Here is a 21,257-nt window from a genome sequence, read left to right on the forward strand (position 1 = left end):
GGTGGAACAAGGGCACACGGCGCCGTGCGGTCCGACCACGACAACAGCCAGATCGGATTGCCATGCCCCTTGATCAGACCCATCAACCCCGCAAGCGGATCGCCGTGATCGGCGCAGGCATTTCCGGCATGGCCGCCGCCTATGAGTTGGCCCGCGACCATGCGGTGGTGCTGTTCGAGGCCGAAAAGCGTCTTGGTGGCCACGCCCGGACCCGCATGGGCGGCAAGCTGGGGGATCAACCGGTCGATACGGGCTTCATCGTGTTCAACTACGAAAATTATCCCCATCTCACGGCGCTGTTCGACACGCTCGACGTGCCGGTGGTGCCGTCGAACATGTCCTTCGGCGCGTCGATCCGGGGCGGGGCCTTCGAATACGGGCTCGCCTCGCTCGGGGCGATGTTCGCGCAGGGGCGCAATGCGGCGAACCCGAAGTTTCTGCGCATGATCCGCGACATTCTGAACTTCAACAAGAACGGGCTGCGCCTGTCGAACGAACCGGGGCTGACCGTGCGCGGGCTGATCGAGAAGCTTGGCGCGGGGCCGTATTTCCGCGATTATTACCTGCTGCCGCTGTCCGGCGCGATCTGGTCCACCCCGACCGAACAGGTGATGGACTTCCCCGCCCACGCGATGATGACCTTCTTCGACAATCACGCGCTGTTGGGGATTTTCGGGCAACATCAATGGTATACGGTCAAGGGCGGCTCGCAGGAATATGTGTCGCGGCTCGGGCTCGCCATGGCCGACCGGGGCGTGGTGATGCGCTTGGGCACCCCCGTGGATGGCGTGCGCCGGGACGCAGGCGGCGTGCAGATCAAGGCGCAGGGCGGCGAGTGGGAGGCGTTCGACGAGGTGATCTTCGCCACCCATTCCGACGACAGCCTGCATCTGCTGAGCGACCCCACACCCGAGGAACGCGCGGTGCTGGGCGCGATCAGGTATCAGCCCAATCGGATCGTGCTGCATTCGGATGAGGGCATCATGCCCAAGCGCAAGGCGGTCTGGTCGTCGTGGATCTACTCCGAGGATGCGACCAAGACATCCGAGCGGATCGACCTGACCTACTGGATGAACAAGCTGCAGCCGTGGCTGCGCGAGGAATCGCTGTTCGTCACGCTCAACACCACGCGCGAGATCAAGGCGCATCTGATCTGGGATGAGGTCACCCTGCGCCATCCGGTCTATGACCTTGGCGCGCTGGCGGCACAGAAGGCGGCGGTGGGTCTGAACGGGGCCAACAACACGTGGTATTGCGGCGCGTGGATGAAGAACGGCTTTCACGAAGACGGGATCGCCTCGGCGATGGATGTGGTTGAGGGCTTGCGGGGCCGCGCGGCGGTGGGCGTGGCGGCGCAGTGAGCGCGGGCATCGACCATATCGCGGGCCAGACCTATCACGGGCGGCGGGGGGCGGTGAAGAACGCCTTCCGCTACTCCATCGACTACGTGTTGCTCGATGCCGAGGCCGAGGTGCAAGGCCCGTCCCTGTTCGCGCGCAACGGTGCGGGCCTTATGTCGCTGCACGACAGCAACCACGGCGGCGCGCCGAAACAGGGGCAGGGTGCGGCTTGGGTGCGGGACGTGCTCGCGGCCCATGCTCTCGACGTGCCGGGCCGGATCGACCTTCTGACCCAACCGCGCGTGCTGGGCCATGTGTTCAATCCGGTGTCGTTCTGGCTGTGTCACGACAACGCGGACGTGCTGCGGGTGGTCATTGCCGAAGTCTCGAACACCTTCGGGGATCGCCATTCTTACCTGTGTCACGCCGATAATCTGGCCCCCCTGACCAAAGAGGTGACGGTGAAGGCCCGAAAGATTTTCCACGTCTCGCCGTTTCAGGACGTGGCGGGGGGCTATGCGTTCCGCTTCGACATACGCCCGGACCGGATCGGCGTCTGGATCGACTACACCCACGGCCACGGCGGGCTGATCGCCACGCTCACCGGGTCGCGCCGCCCGCTTTCCAACGGCTCGATCCTGCGCGCGCTGTTGCGCCGTCCCTTCGGGTCCCGCAGGGTGCTGACGTTGATCCACTACCAGGCGCTGAAACTCTGGCTGAAGGGCGCCGGATACCGCCCCCGTCCCGCGCCGCCACCGGATGACGTCAGCCGGTGAACGCCCGGCACCACCGCTCTCCCGACGGCAGGGCACCGCCCCGGCATGGACAATCCGCCCGCCGCGCTAGGTCTTTTGACAGTGCTTTACGCGCTCGCCTGAAGATCGGGGCGTTCGGCCGTTTGGCGCTGACAAAACTGGATGAGTGACGGAGTAGGATGATGCGGGACTGGCAAGGCAAACGGTATTGGCTCGTCGGCGCGAGCGAGGGGCTCGGCAAGGCGCTGGCGTTGAAATTGAACCGCGCCGGGGTTGAGGTGATCCTCTCCGCCCGGTCCGAGGATACCTTGCAGCAAGCCGTCGCCGAGATGCCCGGCAAGGCGTCCTATCAGGTTGTCGACACCAGCGACGACGACAGCGTAAAGGCCGCCGCCCGCGCCGTTGGCCGGATCGACGGTGTGGTGCTTCTGGCCGGGGTCTATTGGCCCTTCGGCGCGCAGGAGTGGGACGCTGATCAGGCGGTGGCCATGGCCGATATCAACTTCACCGGCTTCATGCGGGTGCTGGGGCAGGTGGTGCCTGATATGGTGGCGCGGGACGACGGGCATATCGTCATCACCTCGTCGCTCACGGCGTTTCGCGGCCTGCCCGGCTCGATCGGCTATACCGCATCCAAGGCGGCGACCCTGTCGCTTGCGGAATCCATGCACGCCGATCTGCGCAAAACGGGGGTCGAGGTGCAGGTGGCGCTGCCGGGGTTCATCAAGACCCAGCTCACCGACAAGAACGACTTCAAGATGCCCTTCCTGATGCAACCGGACGAGGCCGCGCAGCACATGTTCGAACACATGGGCTCGGAGAGGTTCAAATCCGCCTTCCCGACGCTGTTTTCATGGGTCTTCCGTCTGTCCCAGTTCCTGCCGGACTGGGCATATTACCGGATTTTCGGAAAATAGATACCTTGTCCCAAATCAAGGCGCGGTCTCTACTGGCGGGGCAATCTGGCCCAACACAGGAGGTTTCCGATCATGCTGAAAATCAATACCGACAAAGTGGCCGAAATCATCATCCTTGCCCGCGACATGTCGCGCGGCGAGCGTGAGTTCGACGCCTTCGTCTCAGGACTGAGCGAAGAAGAGCAGGCCAGCCTTGTGGCGCTCATGTGGATCGGCCGCGACAGTTTCGACGCCGCCGAATATCAAGAGGCTTACGAGACCGCCCTGAGCGAGGCGACGACCCCGACCGAGCAATACCTCAAGGGCTCACCGCATCTGGCGGACCATCTGGAAAACGGGCTGGACGCGCTGGGCATCTCGGCCGCCGCGGAAGAGGATGATCTCTACTAGACCTGCGCGCGGAACGTCGCTTCCGCCCGCTTCCACACCCTCGCGTCCGGCGAGTCAAGTGCGAGCAGGTGCGGCAGCAATTGTGCGGCGAAATCCTCGGTGCTTTCGCGCGGCAAGAGCGACGGCAGGTTGTCGATGGCCATGACGTCCAGCGGCGGGCCGTCGTGAACCCGCAGCACCGGTTCGGCCCATGTCGTCGCGCGGTCATAGACCTTGATCGGGGAATAATCGCTGTCCGGATCGCAGGCGATGTCGCCGATCACCGAAAGCGCGCGATCCGCCCCGCCCGCGTCCGCTTCGACGAAGACCGGCGCGCCCGCGTGGGCCAGAATGCAGTTGAGAAGGATGTCATGGCGCAGCACTGCTGGAAAGGGGCCGCCTGCGGCGGTTTCGGCCATGTCCCAGCCGGTGGGTTCGATCCCGACCTTGCGGCACAACTCGGCCGCGCCAGTGCCGACCCGCCCCAGCGCCCCGATGATCAGCGCCGACGGGGTTCGCCCGTCCAGCGCCGCGCCCGCCGCCTCGACCATCGCGTCGGCCGAGGCGAAGACCCCGACCGTGCCAAGCCGCGCACCCGTCTGTTGCCGCCCCCACGCCATGACCGAAAGGGCCGCGCCCGCGAAGCCGGCCCAATAGCCAAAGGCCACCACGCGGCGGTCCATCTCATCCACCAGATACTCCAGATCAAGCAACGTGCCGCCCCCCGCCTTGAACCGGTCCAGCAGGATGCGCCCCGAATGCTGGGCCTTGAACGCATGGCCGAACATGATGTGCCGGTGCCGCAATGGCGTGCCGTCGGCGGGCAGCTCTTTCAGGCCAAGGATGATCGCGTCGTTTGGCGCGGCGGGCCAACTCTCCGGGGGCACCATCTCGCATCCTGCGTCGGCATAGGCGTCGTCGGGGATGCAGCGCTGCGGCGACCGTTCCACCACGACCCGCCAGCCCTGCGCCTGCAACTGGCGCACGCCCTCGGGCGTCAGCGGCGCGCGGGCCTCATTCTCGCGGCTTTCGTGTCGCATCCAGATCAGCATCGCATGGTATCCTTGGCTAGGGGCGCAGCTTTACCGTAGCGCCTGACGGGCACGGAGCAACCCGCTTCGGGGCCTGCAGGCGGAGGAACCTTGCCACCGGGTCGCACGTTGGGGTCCGTGCTATTGAATAGCGGCGCCCGAAACCCGAAACTCGGGCCGACTGACAAGAAAGGACGCCCCATGCGCCGATTGCTCCTCACCACGACCCTGCTTCTGACCGGCCTTGCGCCTTTGCCCGCGTTGGCGGATGACGTCGCCCTGCTGCTGGGGGCGGAACGCTATGACCGGCTGGACCGGGTGCGCCGCGCGGACAACCTGTTGCAGGCGTCGGAGCGGCTGGAACGCCTCGGGTTCGAGGTGCTCGGCCGCGCCAACCCCAAAGCTGGCGCCGCGACCGATCTGGCGCGCGCCTTTCAGGATCAGGCGGCAGAGGCCGAACGCCTTGTGGTCGCGATGTCGGGGCATTTCGTGACCGACGGCACCCGCACGTGGTTGCTGACCGCCGAGGCGCGCACGCCGGACCTGTTCTCGGTGCAGGGCCAAGCGCTGTCGCTGGACAGCGTGCTACAGGTTCTGGCCACGCGGCCCGGGCAAGCGGTGCTGCTGCTGGGCGAGGGGGACCGCCGCAGCCTTGATCTGGGCGGTTCCGCGCTGCGCCCCGGCGTTGGCGCGCTTGAGATCCCCCAAGGGGTCACCGTGATTCGCGCCACCCCGTCGAACGCCGCGGCCCTGCTTGCGGGCGTGCTCACCGAACCGGCGGCTGAACTGGGCAGCGGGCTGCGCGACCGCGAGGGTGTCACCGTCGAAGGGTTCCTGCCCGCCGATTGGGTGCTGATGCCCGCCGAAGAGGACGCCAATGAGGCCCCGCAAGGCGGGCTTTTCTCGCCCCGGCCCCCCTCGGGGCCCAGTGACGAAGACCTGAACATCGAAGCCGACCTGTGGGACCGCGCCACTCAGGCCGACACGATCGAAGCCTATCGCACCTATATCAACCGCTATCCCAACGGGCGTTTCGCAGCCGAGGCGCGCAGCCAGATCGAAGAGATCCAGTCCGATCCGAACCGCAACGCCCGCCGCGCGGAAGAGGCTTTGTCGCTGGACCGCGCCGCCCGCCGGTCGATCCAGAACAATCTGACGCTGCTGGACTACAACACCCGCGGCGTGGACGGGATCTTCGGCTCGGGCACCCGCCGCGCCATCACCAACTGGCAACAGTCGAACGGCTTCCCGCAGACCTCATACCTTACGCGGGACCAGATCAGCCTGCTTGATGCGCAGGCCGCCCGAAGGCAGGCCGAGATCGAGGCCGAGGAAGAGCGGGAACGCGCCCGCGCCGAAGCGCGCGACCGCAACTACTGGTCCGAGACCGGCGCGCGCGGCGATGCGCCGGGGCTTCGCGCCTATTTGGATCGCTACCCTGACGGGCTGTTCTCCGACATCGCCAAATCGCGACTGGCGACCATCGAAGACCTGCGGCGCGAACAGGCGGAAGCCGAGGATCGGGCTGCTTGGGCCGAAGCGCGCGAGGATGACGTGATCGCCTCTTATCAGGAATATCTGGCGTCCTATCCGTCGGGCGTCTTTGCCGAACAGGCCCGCGCCCGGATCGAGGAATTGTCCGCCCCCCGGGTGACGCAGGCACAGATCCGGCAGGCCCGCGACGAGGAGGATGCGCTGCGCCTCTCGGGGATCCGCGCGCAACTGCTTGAGCTGCGCCTGCGCGATCTTGGCCACAATCCCGGACGGCTGGACGGACGGGTGGACGGGGACACCCGCGACGCGATCCGCGCCTATCAGCAAAGCGAGGGGCTGACGCCCACGGGATATGTGGACCGGGCGACGGCGGTGAAGCTCTTGACCGGCTCCATCGGGTTCGACTTCAGCGACTAGACGTGAAACGCCCCGCCAGCTCAGGCTGACGGGGCGTTGCGTTTCGCCAGTGCGCGCGAGGATCAGGGCTGCGCGGGAACGTAGCGTTCGAACAGCAGCCGGATCGGGCCGCTCGCCGCGCTGTCGACCTGTTTCACGGCCACAAGATAGGTTCCCGCCTGCACCCGCACCGTCAGCTGCGAATCAAGCGAGTTCATCGAATCGTCGTTGTAGCCCACCTGACGGCCCAGATCGTCATACATCGTCAAAAGCGGATCGCCGTAGCCCTGTGCGATGGCTTCGACCAGCACCAGACCGGGCTGTGTCACCTCGAAGGCATACCACGCGGCGGTGCCGGTTGCGGTCAGGTCTTCGCGCTGACGGGTCTGCAACTCGCCCAGATCGGTGACGGGGTAAGCGCCGTCGAGCGGCGGGCTCGCTTCGCCTCGGTCATAAAGGTTGCGTTGCACTTCCAGCGGGTCATAGGCCTTGGCGGTCACGGTGATCGCTGCGGTCTCGTCCCCGTAGGTGCTGATGGCGATGCAATAGTCCCCTGCGGCCAGCGGCTCGACCATGTCGATCCGGCTGTTGAGCCCGTCGAAATCGTCGTTCTCGGCCAGCCAGCCGCCGTTGCTATCATAAAGCGTCAGGATCGGATCGGCGCTTTCGTTCTCGGCGGTGAAGGTGACCGAAGTGGGCGCGTCGAGGCTGAGGCGATAGTAGCGCTGATCGCGCCACGGGTTCTGTGCGGGTTCGCCCAGCGCCAACGCCTGCGCGTTCGCCATGTCGCAACCGCCCGTGTCGTCCGGCGTGCCCATCTCGAACCCCGGGGTCAGCGCCTCATGCTCGCTTCGGCCCGCGCGCAGGAACCCGGTCAGCGGCGTGCCGTCGAAGCTGCGCAACGCGGCGCAATAGGTGCCGGCGGCCAGGTCGGTTTCGATGCGGCTGGCGGCATCGCCGCCGCTGTCGTCGTCCGAGGCGACGAGCTCTCCGGCGGCGTTGCGCAGATCAAGGACCGTGTCGCCCCCGCCGCGGCCCTGCGCCTCGATCCGGTAGGCCCCGGCCTCGGACACGGTGAACAGGCCGACATATTCGTTCTGCATCAGCACCAGCGCCATCTGCTCAAGATAATCGGGGGCGGTCGCAAGGTCCGACGCGCCCTCCTCTCCGCCCAGCCATTGGCCGGCGGCACCGATGCCCCCGCAAAGCGAATCGTCCTGCGCGGCGGCGGGCAGGGCGGCAAGGGCAAACAGGCCCGTGATCAGGGCGGTGGAAAGTGAACGCGGCATAAAATGACCTTTCTGCTGGAAATTCATGCCGCAGCGTAAGCGGGGCGCTGCGCCTTGGCTAGATGCACTGCACAGCGTCTGTCAAAGAAAGCGGGCAAAGAAAAAGCCGCGTCCGATGGCTCGGCGCGGCTTTCAAAACTTGGCTGGTGTCACCCTTAGCCCTGGCGGGCCTTGAACCGGCGCTGGGTCTTGTTGATGACGTAAACGCGGCCCTTGCGGCGCACAACGCGGCAATCGCGGTGGCGGTTTTTCAGCGACCGGAGGGAGTTACGAACTTTCATCGTTCTGTCCTGTGTCTCGCGGCGCGTGAAAAGCGCCTTTGTTTCGTTCATGCGCTGCGGCCAGCGCGGTTAAATTCATGGTGGGCGATACTGGGATCGAACCAGTGACCCCTTCGATGTCAACGAAGTGCTCTACCGCTGAGCTAATCACCCATCCCGCCTTGCAAGTGCCGCCCCTAAACGAAAAGGGACGCGCAAGTGCGCGTCGGTTGCGGGGTCTATATAAAGAGTCGGCGCGGGGATCAAGGACTTTTGGCAAACGAATGAAATGCGCTACAACATGAGTGTGAAAGGACGGCCCAACGCGTATGAAAACGGATATTTCCTTCAAGCTGCAGCGCCCGGCTGAGCGCTCGACCTCGGTCGTCTTTGCCTCGCCCCATTCGGGCCGGATGTATCCGGTGGCCTTTCTGAATAGGTCGGTTCTGGATGAACATCAGGTACGCTCGTCCGAGGATGCCTTTGTCGATGACCTGTTCGCGCCGGTCGTCGAACATGGCGCGCCCTTCCTGATGGCGCAGGCGCCGCGCGCCTATCTGGACCTCAACCGCGCCCCGGAAGAGCTGGACCCGTCGGTGATCGAAGGCGTGCGCCGCCATGCCCACAACCCGCGCATCGCCAGCGGGCTGGGGGTGATTCCCCGCGTCGTGTCCAACGGGCGGGCGATCTACAGCGGCAAGCTGCCGCTGGCCGAGGCGCACAGCCGAATCGCCACCGTCTGGCGGCCCTATCACGACACGTTGCAGATGCTCATGGATGAGGCGCAAAGCCAGTTCGGTGAGGCAATCCTCATCGATTGTCATTCCATGCCCCACGAAGCCCTTGAAAGCGTGGGGCCGCCCGGCGGGGCGCGGCCCGATGTGGTGCTGGGCGACCGGTTCGGCGCGGCGGCAGCCTCATCGGTGGTGGACCAGATCGAACAGGCCTTTGCGGCGGCCGGGTTCAAGGTGGCGCGCAACATGCCCTTTGCCGGCGCCTATATCTGCCAGACCTACGGCCGCCCGTCGCGCCGCAGCCACGCGGTGCAGGTCGAGATCGACCGCTCGCTTTACATGGACGAGGCGACGATCACCCCGAACGAGAATTACGAGCCTGTCAAAGCGGTGCTGCGCGACGTGATCGGCGAATTGGCAAAGATCGGCCGCCCGGAAAACGCCCGCGTCGCGGCGGAATAGCCCCTAGCGCAGGGCGCGGCCCTTCACGATGGCGTCCGCCCCGAAGCGTTCGCGAATCGCATCCGCTGCGCGTTCCGCTTCCGCCCGTTTGCCCGCATCGGGGTCGAGCAGATCGCCTTCGCGATCGGCGTCCGAAGCGTCCACCAGATCGGAAATCCCCACCCCCAAGAGCCGGTAGGGCCCCTGATCGCCCACCTGATCGAACAGGCCGCGTGCCGTGCGGTAGATCGTGTCGGCCAGTTGCGTCGGCTGATGCAGGCTCAGGCGTTTGCTCAGCAGCTTGTGATTCGCGCGCTTCAGTTTGAGCGTGACGACGCGGCCCGCCTTGGCCTTGGCCTTGGCGCGCCCCGAGACCTTTTCGGCCATCCGCCAGATATGCCCGTCAAGGATGTCGGGGTCGTTGGTGTCCTCGTGAAACGTCGTCTCGTTACTAAGCCCCTTCACCGGCGTGTGCGCGCTGATGCGGCGGCCATCCTCTCCGCGGGCAAGGGCGTAGAGCCGCTCCCCCATGCTGCCGAAGCGGTCGTGCAGGTCGCGGCGATCCCAGCGCAGAAGGTCGTCGAAGGTGCGGATGCCCGCCGCCGCCAGCGACTGCTGCGCCACCGGGCCGATGCCCCAGATCAGCTTGACCGGCTTGGGGCGCAGAAACGCGGTCGTTTCTTCTTTGCCGATCACGGAAAACCCGCGCGGCTTGTCGAGGTCAGAGGCCACTTTCGCCAGAAACTTGTTGTGACTCAAACCGATAGAGCCGGTGATGCCGATCTCCTCCTGCATCCGTTTGGTCAACCGCGCGAGCATTACCGCAGGCGGCGCGCCATGCAGTTTGGCGGTGCCGGACAGGTCCATGAACGCCTCATCCAGCGACAAAGGCTCCACCGTGGGGGTGAGTTCATCCATCAAGGCGCGCACCTGCCGCGACACTTCGACGTAGCGCTCCATCCGGCCTTTGACGAAGACCGCCTCGGGGCAGAGTTTGAGCGCCTGAAACGACGGCATGGCCGAACGCACGCCCTTGATCCGCGCGATATAGCAGCAGGTCGAGACCACCCCGCGCTTGCCGCCGCCGATGATCACCGGCTTGCCTTCGAGTTCGGGATTGTCGCGTTTTTCCACGCTGGCATAGAAAGCGTCGCAATCCATGTGCGCGATGGTCAGGTTGAACAATTCGGGATGTGAGGTCACGCGCGGAGAGCGGCACTCGGGGCAGCGAGTGCCGTCATCGAAGGTGTGCAGACAGGCGCGGCAAAGGGCGGGCATGGACCCTATTACCGACAGCGGGGGAGGTGTGGCAAGCCGGCCCTTCGGGGAGAGTTTAGCAGGGTCAGATGAAGCAGGGGGCGGGCGCATCGCCCCTGCGTTGCGACAGCAGGGCCGCCGCGCTAGACTGGCCTGCGCAACGGGGGCCTTGCGGGCAATTACGCCCAACCCGTTCACCTCAGAGGGTTACATGGATTTCGAACAAGCACTGACGGACCTGATCGGCGGCAACCTTGTGTTGCTCTTGCTGGCCGCCTTCATCATCATTTCCATTTTCACCGGCGTGCGCATCGTGCCGCAGTCGGAGAAGTTCGTGATCGAACGGTTCGGGCGGCTGCGGGCGGTGCTGGGGCCGGGGATCAATTTCATCATCCCGTTTCTGGACCGGGTGGCGCACAAGATTTCGATACTCGAGCGCCAGTTGCCCACCATGGCGCAGGACGCGATCACCAGCGACAACGTGTTGGTGCAGGTCGAGACAAGCGTGTTCTACCGCATCACAGAGCCGGAAAAGACCGTCTATCGGATCCGCGATGTGGATGGGGCGATCTCGACCACGGTGGCAGGGATCGTGCGTTCGGAGATCGGCAAGATGGAGCTGGATCAGGTGCAGGCGAACCGCACCGGGCTGATCCTTGCAATTCAGGACCAGTTGGCCGCGCAGGTCGATGACTGGGGGATCGAGGTGACGCGGGCCGAAATTTTGGACGTGAACCTTGATGAGGCCACCCGTGCGGCGATGTTGCAGCAGCTCAACGCCGAGCGCGCGCGGCGGGCTCAGGTGACCGAGGCCGAGGGTTTGAAGCGGGCGGTCGAGCTGCAGGCCGATGCGGAGCTTTACGCGGCTGAGCAGGCGGCCAAGGCCCGGCGGGTCTCGGCGGATGCCGAAGCCTATGCCACGCAGGTCGTCGCCGTGGCCATCGCCGAGAACGGGCTGGAGGCGGCGCAGTATCAGGTGGCGCTGAAACAGGTCGAGGCGGTGAATGCGCTCAGCAGCGCGTCGGGCAGCAACACGGTCGTCCTGCCGGCCAATCTGGTCGAGAGCTTCGGCGACGCTTTCAGGATGTTGAAAGGACGGGGGTAGCATGAACTGGTTCAATGAATGGTGGGTCTGGATCGTGCTGGCGCTGGTGCTGGCGATCGTCGAGGTTGTGTTGCCGGGCTGGATCTTCTTCGGCTTCGCGGTCGGTGCCTTCTTCATGGGCGCGATGATCTGGATGGGCGTGGGCACCGGCATGTCGCTGGCCTGGTCGCTGGTGTTCTTCGCGGTGCTGTCGCTGGTGGCTTATATCATCATGCGGCAGTTGTTCGGCGTGCGGCGCGGGCAGTCGAAGATCTGGGACCGCGACATCAACGATTAAACAAGACCGGCAGAAAAAAGGCCCCGCGCGCGATGCGGCGGGGCCAGTTTGGTCTGTACACGAGGAAGATTTGTCCGAGGGACAGATCGGACAGAGGCAGTGACAGACGTCCGTGTGGCTCAGCGGATGGCGAAAAGGCCCCCTTCGCGGCCCGCCATGGTGAGCGCTTGTTGGGTCAGGCCGCGGCGCACATCGGCATCGACCATGTCCAGCGGGCCGGGCACGGCGCAAGGATAGCGGAAGGTGCGGCCCTGTTTGGCGATGTCGACGCGGGCTTCATAGGTGCCGGCGGCGAGATTGTAGCGGATGTTTCCAAGCGAAATATCTGGCATGGGATCGGGTCCTTCTCAGGCTGTGCGGATGCGCTGGCGGCGGGCATGGCCCAGCAGCGCGCTTTTGACATGGATGGGGTCGAGGGAGGCCGGGCCGTCCACGCGGCAGCGGTAGGTCAGCGGCCCGTCGTGGCTGGGCAGGACGACCGCGCCTTCAAACCGGCGATTGGTGTAGCGAATGTCGGACAGCGTGATCATATGCTCTTCCCCAATAATAAGCGCCTTGTGTCGGCGTCTGATACCAGCACAACACACAGGCTTGCTTTTGGTTCCAAAAGGGGGTTGCAAAATCGAAAACGCCGGTCCCACAGAATCGTGAGTCCGGCGTGAGAGTCGCACCAGGGGGCCGGTTTGCCCCAATCTATCATAGAGAGAATCGGGGCCGTTAACCGGTACGGAACTCCGCCGAGATGGCCTGTGCGGCGGCCCGGGGGTCGTCGCTTTTCCAGATCGGGCGGCCAACCACCACGTGGTCCGCCCCGTTCGAGATGGCCTCGGCCGGTGTGGTCACGCGCTTCTGGTCGCCCAGATCGGCCCCGGCGGGGCGCACGCCCGGTGTGACGATCAGCTTGCCGCGCGCCTCCGGCAGGGCGCGGATCAGGGCGGCTTCCTGCGGTGAGGCGATCACCCCGTCAGCCCCGTTGGACAGCGCAACCCCGGCGCGTTCCTGCACCAGATCGGTCAGGCTGCCCGCCTTCATGCAAGAGGCATCGAGGTCGTCACGGTCCAGCGAGGTGAGGATCGTCACCGCAAGGATCTTCATGTCGGTGCCGCCCTTGCCCTCGGCCGCGGCGCGCACCACGTGGGGGTCGCCGTGGACCGTCAGGAAATCGTGTCCGAACCGCGCCAGGCCGCGCACGGCTGCTTCGACCGTGGCCCCGATGTCGAACAGCTTCATGTCGAGGAAAATGCGTTTGCCGTGCTCGTCCGCCAACTCGTTGGCGAGCGCCAGCCCGCCGCCGGTGAGCATGCCCAGCCCGATCTTGTAGAACGACACCGCGTCGCCCAGCCGCTCGGCCATGGCGAGCCCCTGCAGCGCGTCGGCCATATCAAGGGCCACGATGAGGCGGTCGTCGGAGGGGCGGGCGTCGGTGGGTGTCATGGGCGGGCTCCTTGGGTTGCGGCCTTCTACGGTGCCAGCCATCGCAGGGCAAGTTTGGAACCTGCGCGCCGATGGACGGGTTAGCTTGGTATAGACCACAATGAATAGGACGTTTCCCATGGCCCAGCATCGCACCGACCGTTCGCAACTCAGCACCCCCATGATGATTCTGATCACCGCCGTTGGCGCCGTGTTGATCATCGCGCTGCTGATCATGTTCACCGAGCGCGAGGATGCGCCGACCACGCAAGAAGTGGCCGATGAGGGGGCTGTGATCCTTGAGGGGGACACCGAAGAGGATGTGACTGAGGTGGTCGAGGAGGACCCCGATGCGCTGGCCGAGGACGAGGATGTCGCGGAGGAGGCTGCCGCAGATGAGGCGGGCGCACCCGACGAAGTCATCGTCGTGGATGACGCCGAGGATGGCACCGATGCCTTCGAGAACACCGACGACAACAGCGCCGTGGTGACCGAAGAGCCGTCTGAGGGTGTGCAGGACACTGGCGACGCCGCGCCAGCAGAGGAAACCCCTGCCGACACCGCGCCTGCGGAGGAGGAAACCACCGACGCCACGCCAGGGGATGAGGCACCTGCGGATGACCCGGCTCCGGCCACAGATCCGGCGGATGACGCCGCGACCGAGACCGGCGACAGCGACACCACCCGGATCGTCGTGCCACTGACCGATCCAGACGCGCCAGCAGACGACACCGAGACGCCGCAAAGCCAGTAACACCGGCACAAGATCCTGCCTTTTTGGGCCGCGTTCCATCTTGAACGCGGCCCTTTGCGTGCCCATCTGGGGTGCAAGGCCCCACCCAGCCTGTGCCGCATGAGCGGGCAGCACATAACCGGGGCGCTTATATAAGGAGAGACCACATGAACTTAGAAAAGTTCACCGAGCGGTCGCGCGGTTTCATTCAGGCCGCACAGACCATCGCAATGCGCGAAAGCCACCAGCGGCTCGCGCCTGAACATCTGCTCAAGGCATTGCTTGACGACGATCAGGGGCTTGCGTCCAATCTGATCAATGCAGCGGGCGGGGATGCGTCCCGCGTGTTGCAGAACGTCGATATTGCCTTGTCGAAGATCCCCAGCGTGACCGGCGAGGGCGCGCAGACCTACATGGACGGCACCACCGGCAAGGTTCTGGCCGAGGCCGAGAAGCTGGCTCAGAAAGCGGGCGACAGCTTCGTGCCCGTCGAGCGCATGTTGATGGCGCTGGCGATGGTGAAGTCGAAGGCGAAAGAAGCTTTGGACGCCGGTAAGGTGACGCCGCAGGGGCTGAACGCCGCGATCAACGACATCCGCAAGGGTCGCACCGCCGACAGCGCCTCGGCCGAGGATGGCTATGACGCACTGAAGAAATATGCGCTCGACCTCACGGCGCGGGCACGGGAAGGCAAGATCGATCCGATCATCGGCCGCGATGAAGAGATTCGCCGCGCCATGCAGGTCCTGTCGCGCCGCACCAAGAACAACCCCGTGTTGATCGGGGAGCCGGGTGTGGGTAAGACCGCGATCGCCGAAGGCTTGGCCCTGCGCATCATCGACGGCGACGTGCCTGAAAGCCTGCGCAACAAGAGCCTGCTGTCGCTCGACATGGGCGCGCTGATCGCCGGTGCGAAATATCGCGGTGAGTTCGAGGAACGCCTCAAGGCGGTTCTGGCCGAAGTGACCGAGGCCGCGGGCGAAGTGATCCTGTTCATTGACGAGATGCACACGCTGGTTGGTGCTGGCAAGGGCGACGGCGCGATGGATGCCGCCAACCTGATCAAGCCGGCGCTGGCCCGGGGTGAGCTGCACTGTATCGGTGCCACGACGCTGGACGAATACCGCAAGTACGTGGAAAAGGACGCGGCTCTGGCCCGCCGGTTCCAGCCCCTTGTGGTGCAGGAACCCACGGTCGAGGACACGATCAGCATCCTGCGCGGCATCAAGGAGAAGTATGAACTTCACCACGGTGTCCGGATCAGCGACTCGGCGCTGGTGAGTGCTGCGACCCTGTCGCACCGCTACATCACCGACCGGTTCCTGCCCGACAAGGCGATCGACCTCGTGGACGAGGCCGCGTCGCGGTTGCGCATGGAAGTGGACAGCAAACCCGAAGAGCTTGACGCACTGGACCGGCAGATCATGCAGTTGCAGATCGAAGCGGAAGCCCTGCGGCTTGAGGATGATCAGGCGTCGAAAGACCGGCTTGAGAAGCTCGAAGGCGAGTTGTCGGAGTTGCAGGAGCAATCCGCCAGCATGACCGCCAAGTGGCAGGCCGAACGCGACAAGCTGGAAGGTGCGCGTGAGCTGAAAGAGAAGCTGGACCGCGCGCGGGCCGAGTTGGACATCGCCAAGCGCGAAGGCAACCTGCAAAAGGCCGGTGAGCTGTCCTACGGCGTGATCCCCGAGCTGGAACGCCAGCTGGGAGAGGCCGAAGCACAAGAGGCCGAAGGCCCGCTTGTGGAGGAAGCCGTGCGGCCTGAGCAGATCGCAAGCGTCGTGGAACGCTGGACCGGTGTGCCGGTGGCGAAGATGCTGGAAGGCGAGCGCGAGAAGCTGCTGCGCATGGAAGAGGGCCTGCACAAGCGGGTGATCGGCCAGAACGCGGCGGTGAAAGCTGTGGCCAACGCCGTGCGCCGCGCGCGGGCGGGTCTGAACGACGAAGGGCGGCCCCTGGGCTCGTTCTTGTTCCTCGGGCCAACGGGGGTCGGTAAGACCGAGTTGACCAAGGCCGTGGCCGAGTTCCTGTTCGACGACGAGCACGCCATGGTGCGGATCGACATGTCCGAGTTCATGGAGAAGCACGCGGTGGCGCGGCTGATCGGTGCGCCTCCGGGTTATGTCGGTTACGACGAAGGCGGCGTGCTGACCGAAGCCGTGCGCCGGCGTCCCTATCAGGTGATCCTGTTCGACGAGGTCGAGAAGGCGCACCCGGACGTGTTCAATGTGCTGTTGCAGGTTCTCGATGACGGCGTGCTGACCGATGGTCAGGGCCGCACCGTGGACTTCAAGCAGACGCTGATCGTGCTGACCTCGAACCTCGGGTCTCAGGCGCTGAGCCAATTGCCCGAAGGGGCGGACGCAGCGGACGCGAAACGCGACGTGATGGATGCGGTGCGGGCCCACTTCCGGCCCGAGTTCCTGAACCGTCTGGACGAAACAGTGATCTTCGACCGCCTCGCCCGTGACGATATGGACGGCATCGTGGACATCCAGCTGGCGCGGCTGCTCAAGCGGCTGGCGGGGCGCAAGATCGAGCTCGACCTCGACGAAGGCGCGCGCAAGTGGTTGGCCGATGAAGGCTATGATCCGGTGTTCGGGGCGCGTCCGCTCAAGCGGGTGATCCAGCGCGCCCTGCAGGATCCGCTGGCCGAGATGTTGCTGGCCGGTGACGTAGCCGACGGGGACACGGTCACCGTCTCTGCGGGCGCTGATGGTCTGCTGGTCGGCGACCGGATCAGCGCGTCGAACCGGCCCACGCCGGAAGACGCGGTCGTTCACTAACGACCAGCACAACCGCACGACAAAGGGGCCCTTCGGCAGATGCCGGGGGGCCTTTTTCGTGGGTATATAGAGAGTGGCAAGGCTGGCGGCCGCCGATGCGGACATATCCCGAAGGTGCGCAGGCGTCACCCTGCGCGGTCGCTGAGATGGGATGGGGCCTGCGCCCCGTCCTGTTTGCCATGCATCGCGCGGGGTGTCAGGCCGCACGGGATCCACCAAGCAGACTAGGGCAGCGGAGTTAACCGGGTCTGAGCGCACCGCGCGGCGGGTGTTGCGGCAAGCGGCGCAGCAAGGCAGCGCCTAAGGCAGCAGCCGCATCCCGTCGATGCCGATATGCAGCTCTCCGTCGTAATGTATGCGCACCGCGTCCACCCAATCCTGCTGGGTGAACGCCGGGTCGCCATCGGGAACCATATGGGTCAGCGCAAGCTGTTTGACCTGCGCGTCCCGGGCGATGCGGCCCACGTCTTCGGCGCTGGTGTGGCTGCGCAGGATGTGCGCGCGCAGGCGGTGGTCGCCGTTGGTCATCTTGGCCACCAAGGCCTCGACCCCGGCGGGCAACATCGCTTCATGCACCAGTATATCCGCGCCCGCCGCGAAGGCGGCCATCGTGTTCATATAGGCCGTGTCGCCCGAGATCACGATGCGGGTGCCGTCGTGGTCGAACCGCAGGGCAAAACTGTCGGTGATCGGCGGATGGATGTTGCGCAAGGGCTGCACGTCGATCGCGCCGATCCGGAAGGCGGCGTCGGTCAGCTCTTCGATCTGCGCCAATGACGCCAGCGGGCAGCGCCCCTCATCCTCTTGCCTCAGGTCGATGTCGAAGGACATGGAGGCAAGAAAGCCGTCCCAATAGGCCTGCAACCCTTTCGGCCCGACAACCCGGATCGGCCGCGTCAGCCCGGCGGTCCATGCGGTGTGAAAGAAGGGGCCAAGTTCCAGATAGTGATCGGAATGCAGATGGGTGATCACGATGCAATCGACGCCGGTGAGCGGTATCCCCGCCTTGCAGATGCCCTGCGTGCAGCCAAGCCCCGCATCGATCAAGACGGTCTGGCCGCCCATCTGCAACAGGTTCGACGTGGGCATATGCGACCCCGGCCGGATCGCGGGCCCGCCCTTGACGCCCATGAGCGTCAACACATCCGGCCCGCCACTCATCGCGCCGCGCTCCAATTTCCGGCACCTGCCGTCATCCGCAAACCTCCCTGTCGAGTGCCGCAAGTCTGCGACCCCCAGGCGATCCCGTAAACCAAAAACCGCCCCCCGCCTTCTTTGGTTCAAAAATACCTCGGGGGGGCCGCAGGCCGGGGGCAGCGCCCCCTCCACCCCAACCAACTGGCCCCCCCGAAACCGTTACACTCCCCCCCGCAGATGTGAGCGGTCGTGACGTGACCGGCCCCCGCGCCGGCCTATATAAACCCCATCATCAAGACCGGAGGTTTCATGGCCCATCGCTGGACGAACACGCTCACCCGAAACGACATCACGCCGAAGGCGCTCTGGCTGAACCGCCGCGCGGTGCTGGGGGGCATGGCGGCGGGTGGCCTTGCCGGGGGCATCGCGGCCCCGGCGGCGGCGCAATCGGCCCCGCTTGAGCCGAACACGCTCGAGGAGATCCGCAGCTACAACAATTTCTACGAATTCGGCACCGGCAAGGGCGATCCGGCCGAGAACGCGGGCGCCATGCAGACCGACCCGTGGCAGGTCACCGTGGACGGGCTGGTGGACAATCCGGGCACCTATGCGCTGGACGATCTGATCGGTGACATGACCATCGAAGACCGCATTTACCGTTTCCGCTGCGTTGAGGCCTGGTCGATGGTGGTGCCGTGGAACGGGTTCGAGCTCGGCGACTTGCTGCAAAAACTCGGACCGCAAGAGGGGGCGAAGTTCATAGCCTTCGAGACCGCCGTGATCCCCGAGGTCATGCCCGGCGTGCGCCGCCGCGTGCTCGATTTTCCTTACGTTGAGGGTCTGCGTCTGGATGAGGCGATGCACCCGCTGACGCTGATGGCGACGGGTCTTTATGGCGAGCCTCTGGCCAACCAGAACGGCGCGCCCCTGCGGCTGGTGGTGCCGTGGAAATACGGCTTCAAGTCGATCAAGTCGATCGTGCGGATCACCCTGACGGACGAGATGCCGCCCACCACCTGGAACCGGCTCAACGCGCGCGAATATGGCTTTTACAGCAACGTGAACCCGAACGTGGATCATCCGCGCTGGTCGCAGGCCTCCGAACGGGTGATCGGCGGCGGGCTGTTTTCGTCGCGGCAGGACACGCTGATGTTCAACGGCTACCCCGAAGTGGCGCCGCTTTATGAGGGCATGGATCTGTCGGTGGCGTATTGATGATCGACGCGCTCAACCGTGCTGCGCGCAAGGTCCCGACATGGGCGGTCTTCGTGCTGGGCCTGCTGCCGATCCCCTATCTGTTCTATCGCGCCGCGACCGGCGGGCTGGGGGTTGAGCCGATCACCGCCCTTGAGCGCGAGATGGGCCTGTGGACCCTGCAACTCATCATTGCGGGGCTGTGCATCACGCCCCTGCGGCGGTTCGCCGGGGTGAACCTGATCAAGTTCCGCCGCACGCTGGGGGTGCTGTCCTTTGTCTACGTCGTCGTGCATCTGGGCATCTGGGTCGGGCTCGACATGTCCCTGCGTTGGGGCCAGATGTGGGCGGACATCCTTAAGCGGCCCTATATCACCATCGGCATGGTGGCCTTCGTGCTGATGATCCCGCTCGCCGTGACCTCCAACAACCTGAGCATCCGCAAGATGGGCGGTGCCGCTTGGCGCAAGATGCACAAGGCGGTCTATGCCATCGCCCTGCTGGGGGCCGCGCATTTCATCATGGTGCAGAAGGTATGGGAGGCGGAGCCGCTGATCTACCTTGCCGTGATCCTCGGCCTGTTGGCGCTGCGCGCGCGGCCCTTGCAAAAAACCTCTGGTGTTCGCGCGGGCGGTTGATAGCGTCCGCCCATGGACACTTTAAGCACCCGACGCGCGACGCTTTTTATCATGGCCCTCTTCTTCTTGCAGCCGACGGTGTTCGGCGCATGGCTGGCCATGATCCCCCACGTGAAAACCACCCTTGAGCTGAGCAAATCGCAGCTGGCCCTTGCGTTGCTGGGGATGCCACTGGCGCTGATCCCCACCTTGCAGGTTGCAAGCCGCATCGTGGCGCGGCTCGGCCCGCGGCGGGCCTTCTTCTATATGTTGCCGGTGCAAGCAGCGGTGATGCTGCTGCCGCTCTTCGCGCCCAACCTTCCGGCGCTTTTTGCGAGCCTTGCGGTGATCGGCGTCGTGGTCGCCTTTCTACAAGTGTCGCTGAACACCTATGCCGGCCGGCTCGAGAAGGCCGCCGACGTGATGGTCATGTCGCGGTGCCACGGGTTCTGGGCGCTGGGGGTGAGCGTCGGGTCTTTTCTGGCGACGCTGCTGTTTGGCGCGGGGCCGGTTCTGGCGGTGCTCACCGTGGGCGCAATCTCGGCGCTGGCGGGGATGTTTGCCGCGCCGCGCCTGCCGCGTCTGCTGGGACAGGACGAAGGCCCCGCGCCGCGCCCGCAACGCCTGTCGCAGATGCCACGCGCGCTGTTCGTCATCTCGATCTTCGTGCTCGCCGTGTCCTTGGTCGAAGGGGCGATGTCGGACTGGGCCGCGATCTATCTGGCGGACCGCTGGGGCAGCGGCGCGGATGAGGCCGGGATCGCGGTGACGATCTTTTCCGGCTTCCTCGCGGCGGGGCGGTTTATGGGCGACGGGCTGAAACGGCGCATGGGCGCGCGGGGGGCCGCGCGGCTCACCGTGGGGTTGGCGTTGCTCGGGCTTTTGTCCCTGACGGGGCCGATGGCGCTGCCGTTCGTCTTCGCGGGCTTCGCGCTGATCGGGCTGGGCGCGTCGATCGCCTTTCCGCTGGGCGTGTCGGCGGCGGCCGCGCTGGACGACGCTCACGAGGCGCAGAACATCGCCACCATGTCGATGATCGCGATTTCCGGCCTGTTGATCGGGCCGCCGCTGATCGGGTTCCTGTCGGAAGCGGTCGGATTGCGCTTCGCCCTCATGGCGCTGGCACCGGGCCTGTTCTTGTCACTGGTGTTGACCGGCGTGTTTCCGACGCGCAAGCCCCGCGGCACCGGCGGCGCGGCGGCTCCGGTGAGCGAAGCGCCGCTTTGACTGGACGGGTCCCGCGCTTGGGGCGGGAATCGAAGAACGAGTCGGGGCAGGGGCGATGCGACTCGCCGGTGAAACGGCGAAGCGCCGGGGTGAATCGGGGTGACTCGCTGCAAATCACCCTCGAACTGCCCCCTCAGAGGCCCCGAAAGCCGGCCGCGCGGGCGGCGAGTCTGTGGATAAGTTCATCCAACCGACAAAAGACTCCAATGCATGCGCAACAAAGTTCCAAATGACCCAAGGTCCAACGCAGCTTTCAGTCTATAAACCCCTGAAAACACGGAAATTTCGGGAAAAACCAAAGAAAGTCGATTTTCGTGAAAAAAGGGGTTGCGGGCATCGGTGAGTAACCTTAGAACCCCCTTCATCAGCAACGCAGACACGCAGCGCTGGACGCGGAACGGACCGGATGGAAGCGGAGACGCAGACAAGGGTTTGGGAAGCGGGACGAAAATTTGAGGTAGTTGAGGCGGGGCGCGCCGGTAAGT

General features: G+C 65.3%; 22 protein-coding genes and 1 tRNA gene. 13 read left to right on the plus strand and 10 right to left on the minus strand.

From position 1 onward, the window contains the following. Window positions 1-62: 62 nt before the first annotated feature. From DC363_RS04425 to DC363_RS04440, 4 genes are all read left to right on the plus strand, one after another. Window positions 63-1,361, plus strand: coding sequence for an NAD(P)/FAD-dependent oxidoreductase (locus DC363_RS04425; RefSeq protein ID WP_108639914.1), 1,299 nt, complete (start codon window positions 63-65; stop codon window positions 1,359-1,361). Continuing rightward, window positions 1,358-2,116, plus strand: a complete 759-nt coding sequence (locus tag DC363_RS04430; RefSeq protein WP_108639915.1) for a DUF1365 domain-containing protein — start codon at window positions 1,358-1,360, stop codon at window positions 2,114-2,116. The genes DC363_RS04425 and DC363_RS04430 overlap by 4 nt, the downstream gene beginning before the upstream one ends. A 161-nt stretch (window positions 2,117-2,277) precedes the next feature. Continuing rightward, a complete protein-coding gene (locus DC363_RS04435) occupies window positions 2,278-3,012 on the plus strand; it encodes an SDR family NAD(P)-dependent oxidoreductase (RefSeq protein WP_108639916.1) in 735 nt (244 codons plus the stop codon). Between the two features lie 72 nt (window positions 3,013-3,084). Then, window positions 3,085-3,402 (plus strand): DUF3775 domain-containing protein, encoded by a 318-nt coding sequence (locus tag DC363_RS04440; protein WP_108639917.1) that lies wholly within the window; start codon window positions 3,085-3,087, stop codon window positions 3,400-3,402. On the opposite strand, the gene DC363_RS04445 is transcribed toward DC363_RS04440, so the two are convergent. Beyond that, complete coding sequence (locus DC363_RS04445) at window positions 3,399-4,433, minus strand: saccharopine dehydrogenase (RefSeq protein ID WP_108639918.1); 1,035 nt, start codon at window positions 4,431-4,433, stop codon at window positions 3,399-3,401. The genes DC363_RS04440 and DC363_RS04445 overlap by 4 nt on opposite strands. 180 nt (window positions 4,434-4,613) lie before the next feature. Between DC363_RS04445 and DC363_RS04450 the strand changes: the two genes are divergently transcribed. Further along, window positions 4,614-6,323 (plus strand): peptidoglycan-binding domain-containing protein, encoded by a 1,710-nt coding sequence (locus DC363_RS04450; protein WP_108639919.1) that lies wholly within the window; start codon window positions 4,614-4,616, stop codon window positions 6,321-6,323. A gap of 62 nt (window positions 6,324-6,385) precedes the next feature. On the opposite strand, the gene DC363_RS04455 is transcribed toward DC363_RS04450, so the two are convergent. The 3 genes from DC363_RS04455 to DC363_RS04465 all read right to left on the minus strand — a co-directional run bounded on the left by DC363_RS04455 (window position 6,386) and on the right by DC363_RS04465 (window position 8,025). After that, on the minus strand, window positions 6,386-7,591 hold the full coding sequence (locus DC363_RS04455) for a DVUA0089 family protein (RefSeq protein WP_108639920.1): 1,206 nt from the start codon (window positions 7,589-7,591) through the stop codon (window positions 6,386-6,388). Window positions 7,592-7,746: 155 nt separating this feature from the next. After that, window positions 7,747-7,872: a type B 50S ribosomal protein L36 gene (gene ykgO, locus DC363_RS04460; protein WP_005850168.1), complete on the minus strand. Its 126-nt coding sequence runs from the start codon at window positions 7,870-7,872 to the stop codon at window positions 7,747-7,749. A gap of 78 nt (window positions 7,873-7,950) precedes the next feature. Continuing rightward, window positions 7,951-8,025 (minus strand) — tRNA-Val (locus tag DC363_RS04465). 155 nt (window positions 8,026-8,180) lie between these two features. Between DC363_RS04465 and DC363_RS04470 the strand changes: the two genes are divergently transcribed. After that, window positions 8,181-9,047 carry an N-formylglutamate amidohydrolase gene (locus tag DC363_RS04470; protein ID WP_108639921.1) on the plus strand — a complete coding sequence of 289 codons (867 nt, stop codon included), beginning with the start codon at window positions 8,181-8,183 and terminating at the stop codon, window positions 9,045-9,047. Window positions 9,048-9,050: 3 nt separating this feature from the next. On the opposite strand, the gene DC363_RS04475 is transcribed toward DC363_RS04470, so the two are convergent. Continuing rightward, window positions 9,051-10,304 (minus strand): DNA polymerase IV, encoded by a 1,254-nt coding sequence (locus DC363_RS04475; RefSeq protein WP_108639922.1) that lies wholly within the window; start codon window positions 10,302-10,304, stop codon window positions 9,051-9,053. Between the two features lie 190 nt (window positions 10,305-10,494). On the opposite strand from DC363_RS04475, the gene DC363_RS04480 reads away from it, so the two are divergent. Both DC363_RS04480 and DC363_RS04485 read left to right on the plus strand, forming a co-directional pair. Beyond that, entirely contained in the window at window positions 10,495-11,388 is an 894-nt protein-coding gene (locus tag DC363_RS04480) for an SPFH domain-containing protein (protein ID WP_108639923.1), read from the plus strand. Between the two features lies 1 nt (window position 11,389). Next, a complete protein-coding gene (locus DC363_RS04485) occupies window positions 11,390-11,665 on the plus strand; it encodes an NfeD family protein (protein ID WP_108639924.1) in 276 nt (91 codons plus the stop codon). A 119-nt stretch (window positions 11,666-11,784) separates the two neighbouring features. On the opposite strand, the gene DC363_RS04490 is transcribed toward DC363_RS04485, so the two are convergent. From DC363_RS04490 to pyrF, 3 genes are all read right to left on the minus strand, one after another. Beyond that, window positions 11,785-11,997 (minus strand): orotidine 5'-phosphate decarboxylase, encoded by a 213-nt coding sequence (locus DC363_RS04490; RefSeq protein WP_108639925.1) that lies wholly within the window; start codon window positions 11,995-11,997, stop codon window positions 11,785-11,787. A gap of 15 nt (window positions 11,998-12,012) precedes the next feature. Then, window positions 12,013-12,195: a hypothetical protein gene (locus DC363_RS04495; protein WP_108639926.1), complete on the minus strand. Its 183-nt coding sequence runs from the start codon at window positions 12,193-12,195 to the stop codon at window positions 12,013-12,015. A 187-nt stretch (window positions 12,196-12,382) separates the two neighbouring features. Next, a complete protein-coding gene (gene pyrF / locus DC363_RS04500) occupies window positions 12,383-13,099 on the minus strand; it encodes an orotidine-5'-phosphate decarboxylase (RefSeq protein ID WP_108639927.1) in 717 nt (238 codons plus the stop codon). Between the two features lie 118 nt (window positions 13,100-13,217). Here pyrF and DC363_RS04505 point away from each other — a divergent pair, with 118 nt between their 5' ends. After that, the gene (locus tag DC363_RS04505; RefSeq protein WP_108639928.1) at window positions 13,218-13,832 is read left to right on the plus strand and encodes a hypothetical protein; all 615 of its coding nucleotides are present in this window, start codon (window positions 13,218-13,220) and stop codon (window positions 13,830-13,832) included. A gap of 146 nt (window positions 13,833-13,978) precedes the next feature. Continuing rightward, on the plus strand, window positions 13,979-16,597 hold the full coding sequence (gene clpB / locus DC363_RS04510; protein ID WP_108639929.1) for an ATP-dependent chaperone ClpB: 2,619 nt from the start codon (window positions 13,979-13,981) through the stop codon (window positions 16,595-16,597). A 300-nt stretch (window positions 16,598-16,897) separates the two neighbouring features. Here clpB and DC363_RS04515 read toward each other — a convergent pair whose 3' ends face one another. Next, a complete protein-coding gene (locus DC363_RS04515; protein WP_108639957.1) occupies window positions 16,898-17,758 on the minus strand; it encodes an MBL fold metallo-hydrolase in 861 nt (286 codons plus the stop codon). A 285-nt stretch (window positions 17,759-18,043) separates the two neighbouring features. Between DC363_RS04515 and msrP the strand changes: the two genes are divergently transcribed. Genes msrP through DC363_RS04530 form a run of 3 tightly spaced genes read left to right on the plus strand, consistent with a single transcriptional unit; the run spans window position 18,044 to window position 20,772 of the window. Further along, window positions 18,044-18,949 carry a protein-methionine-sulfoxide reductase catalytic subunit MsrP gene (msrP, locus tag DC363_RS04520; protein WP_108639930.1) on the plus strand — a complete coding sequence of 302 codons (906 nt, stop codon included), beginning with the start codon at window positions 18,044-18,046 and terminating at the stop codon, window positions 18,947-18,949. Further along, window positions 18,949-19,566, plus strand: coding sequence for a protein-methionine-sulfoxide reductase heme-binding subunit MsrQ (gene msrQ / locus DC363_RS04525; RefSeq protein ID WP_108639931.1), 618 nt, complete (start codon window positions 18,949-18,951; stop codon window positions 19,564-19,566). The genes msrP and msrQ overlap by 1 nt, the downstream gene beginning before the upstream one ends. Before the next feature lie 12 nt (window positions 19,567-19,578). Beyond that, window positions 19,579-20,772 carry an MFS transporter gene (locus DC363_RS04530; protein ID WP_108639932.1) on the plus strand — a complete coding sequence of 398 codons (1,194 nt, stop codon included), beginning with the start codon at window positions 19,579-19,581 and terminating at the stop codon, window positions 20,770-20,772. 182 nt (window positions 20,773-20,954) lie between these two features. Here the strand turns inward: DC363_RS04530 and DC363_RS17035 are convergent. After that, window positions 20,955-21,257 (minus strand): hypothetical protein (locus DC363_RS17035; RefSeq protein WP_206749369.1); only part of this gene is annotated, 303 nt, incomplete at its 5' end.

Origin of the sequence: Thalassorhabdomicrobium marinisediminis (assembly GCF_003072065.1) — a bacterium.
Lineage (GTDB): Bacteria > Pseudomonadota > Alphaproteobacteria > Rhodobacterales > Rhodobacteraceae > Octadecabacter > Octadecabacter marinisediminis.

Coding starts and splice junctions, on each gene's coding strand:
- DC363_RS04445 (WP_108639918.1), bottom strand. CDS start 4,433: ATGCTGATCTGGATGCGACACGAAAGCCGCGAGAATGAGGCCCGCGCG.
- msrQ (WP_108639931.1), top strand. CDS start 18,949: ATGATCGACGCGCTCAACCGTGCTGCGCGCAAGGTCCCGACATGGGCG.
- DC363_RS04490 (WP_108639925.1), bottom strand. CDS start 11,997: ATGCCAGATATTTCGCTTGGAAACATCCGCTACAATCTCGCCGCCGGC.
- msrP (WP_108639930.1), top strand. CDS start 18,044: ATGGCCCATCGCTGGACGAACACGCTCACCCGAAACGACATCACGCCG.
- DC363_RS04475 (WP_108639922.1), bottom strand. CDS start 10,304: ATGCCCGCCCTTTGCCGCGCCTGTCTGCACACCTTCGATGACGGCACT.
- pyrF (WP_108639927.1), bottom strand. CDS start 13,099: ATGACACCCACCGACGCCCGCCCCTCCGACGACCGCCTCATCGTGGCC.
- DC363_RS04440 (WP_108639917.1), top strand. CDS start 3,085: ATGCTGAAAATCAATACCGACAAAGTGGCCGAAATCATCATCCTTGCC.
- DC363_RS04505 (WP_108639928.1), top strand. CDS start 13,218: ATGGCCCAGCATCGCACCGACCGTTCGCAACTCAGCACCCCCATGATG.
- DC363_RS04495 (WP_108639926.1), bottom strand. CDS start 12,195: ATGATCACGCTGTCCGACATTCGCTACACCAATCGCCGGTTTGAAGGC.
- DC363_RS04470 (WP_108639921.1), top strand. CDS start 8,181: ATGAAAACGGATATTTCCTTCAAGCTGCAGCGCCCGGCTGAGCGCTCG.
- DC363_RS04515 (WP_108639957.1), bottom strand. CDS start 17,758: ATGAGTGGCGGGCCGGATGTGTTGACGCTCATGGGCGTCAAGGGCGGG.
- DC363_RS04455 (WP_108639920.1), bottom strand. CDS start 7,591: ATGCCGCGTTCACTTTCCACCGCCCTGATCACGGGCCTGTTTGCCCTT.
- DC363_RS04530 (WP_108639932.1), top strand. CDS start 19,579: ATGGACACTTTAAGCACCCGACGCGCGACGCTTTTTATCATGGCCCTC.
- ykgO (WP_005850168.1), bottom strand. CDS start 7,872: ATGAAAGTTCGTAACTCCCTCCGGTCGCTGAAAAACCGCCACCGCGAT.
- clpB (WP_108639929.1), top strand. CDS start 13,979: ATGAACTTAGAAAAGTTCACCGAGCGGTCGCGCGGTTTCATTCAGGCC.
- DC363_RS04425 (WP_108639914.1), top strand. CDS start 63: ATGCCCCTTGATCAGACCCATCAACCCCGCAAGCGGATCGCCGTGATC.
- DC363_RS04450 (WP_108639919.1), top strand. CDS start 4,614: ATGCGCCGATTGCTCCTCACCACGACCCTGCTTCTGACCGGCCTTGCG.
- DC363_RS04480 (WP_108639923.1), top strand. CDS start 10,495: ATGGATTTCGAACAAGCACTGACGGACCTGATCGGCGGCAACCTTGTG.
- DC363_RS04435 (WP_108639916.1), top strand. CDS start 2,278: ATGCGGGACTGGCAAGGCAAACGGTATTGGCTCGTCGGCGCGAGCGAG.
- DC363_RS04485 (WP_108639924.1), top strand. CDS start 11,390: ATGAACTGGTTCAATGAATGGTGGGTCTGGATCGTGCTGGCGCTGGTG.